The organism is Agromyces sp. NPDC055658 (assembly GCF_053618155.1).
This window is the reverse complement of record NZ_JBSHHD010000086.1, coordinates 1-1845: the sequence shown is the minus strand read 5'-3', so window position 1 is coordinate 1845 and position 1845 is coordinate 1. Positions and strand designations below refer to the sequence as shown.

Sequence of the window (1845 nt, the reverse complement as noted above, 5' to 3'; positions counted from 1 at the left end):
CCTTCGGGTGCGCCCCCGCTTCCCGCATCTCAGGGATGCCTCGTGCCGGGCCCCTGTCGTCGGGCGATGCCACGACGACGAAGCGCACGCCCGCGGCATCCCGATCAGGCGTCGCCTGCCGCGTAGACGCGCTCGCCCTCGACGAAGGTCTGCAGCACGCGCGTCGCGCCGATCGCGTCGGCGGGCCCGGCGAAGGGGTCTCGGTCGAGCAGGGCGAGGTCGGCGAGCTTGCCGACCTCGATCGTGCCGGTCTCGTCGAGGTGGTTCACGTACGCCGACCCCGCCGTGTACGCGGTGAGCGAGGTCGCGAGGTCGATCGCCTGCTCGGGGAGGAACGGCGGGTACTCGCCCTCCTCCTCGCCCGGCGCCGACACCCGGTTCACCGCGACGTGGATCGCGGCGAGCGGGTTCGGCGTCGAGACCGACCAGTCGCTGCCTGCCGCGAGCACGGCGCCCGCGCGCAGCAGGTCGCCGAACGGGTACTGCCACGCTTCCCGCGGCGAGCCGAGGAACGGCAGCGTCAGATCGACCATCTGCGGCTCGAGCGCCGCCCACAGCGACTGCATGTTCGCGACCACGCCGAGCTCGCGGAATCGCGACACGTCGTCGGGGTGCACGACCTGCAGGTGCGCGATGTGGTGGCGGTGGTCGCTGCGGCCGTTGCGCGCGATCGCGTGCTCGACGGCGTCGAGGCACTCGCGCACCGCGCGGTCGCCGATCGCGTGGAAGTGCAGCTGGAAGCCGAGGGCGTCGAGCCGCGGGGCCGCCTCGTTCAGGATCTCGGGCGGCACGAACGAGATGCCCGAGTTGTCGGTCGCGTGGCCGTGGCCGTCGCAGTACGGCTCGAGCATCGAGGCCGTGAAGTTCTCGGCGACGCCGTCCTGCATGACCTTGATGCTCGTCGCGGCGAAGCGCCCGCCCCGGTAGCGCTCGCGGCGCTCGACGAGCGAGTCGATCTGCTCGAGGCCGCGCGTGCGGTCCCACCAGAGGGCGCCGACGACGCGGCCGGTGAGGGTGCCCGCGGCGGCCGCGGCGAGGTAGGCGAGCCCGGGGTCGTCGCCGACCCCGTAGTCGCCGACGATCGCATCCTGCCAGGCCGTGACGCCGAACGAGTGCAGGTAGCGCTGCCCCTCGAGCACGGCGTCGACGAGCTCGGCCGGCGTGGTCTCGGGGAGGTGGCGGCGAACGAGGTCCATCGCGCCCTCGTGCAGCGTCCCGGTCGGCTCGCCGGCGGCGTCGCGCTCGATGCGGCCGTCGGCGGGGTCGGGCGTGCCCCGGTCGATGCCGGCGAGACGCAGGGCCGCCGAGTTCACCCAGGCGCCGTGGCCGTCGCGGTTGGGCAGGAACGCCGGACGGTCGGGCAGCACCCGGTCGAGGGCCGCGGCGGTCGGCGTCCCGCCCGGGAAGGCCGACATCGACCATCCGCCGCCCTGCACCCACGAGGCATCCGGGTGCGACGCGGCGTACGCCGCGATCGTCTCGAGGTAGTCGGCCTCGCTCTCGCCGTCGCGCAGGTCGCAGCGCAGCATGTCGAGGCCGCCCCACACGGGGTGCACGTGCGCGTCCTGGAAGCCGGGCACGAGCAGGTGCCCGCCGAGGTCGACGACCTCGGTGCCCGGGCCGACGAGGTCGCGCACGTCGTGATCGGTGCCGACGGCGACGATGCGGCCGGCCCGCACGGCGACGGCCGTGGCGCGCGAACGCACCGTGTTCGCGGTGAAGACGGGGCCGCCGGTGAAGACGAGGTCGGCGTGGGGCATGGGCGAGTCCTTTCGTGGCGGCGGTGGGTTGATCGGGGCGGACGACGAGGGAGCGCGACGAGCCGCGATGGTCTCGTCGCGCTGC

The 1845-nt window shown here is 74.3% G+C and carries 1 protein-coding gene; it reads right to left on the bottom strand.

Going from position 1 to position 1845, the window contains the following annotated elements:
• Positions 1-104: 104 nt before the first annotated feature.
• The gene (locus tag ACWGPE_RS18650; protein ID WP_452049255.1) at positions 105-1760 is read right to left on the bottom strand and encodes an amidohydrolase; all 1656 of its coding nucleotides are present in this window, start codon (positions 1758-1760) and stop codon (positions 105-107) included.
• Between the last annotated feature and the right edge of the window lie 85 nt (positions 1761-1845).

Excerpts from the sequence above, each read along its gene's own strand:
- ACWGPE_RS18650 (WP_452049255.1), bottom strand. The coding sequence starts at position 1,760 with ATGCCCCACGCCGACCTCGTCTTCACCGGCGGCCCCGTCTTCACCGCG.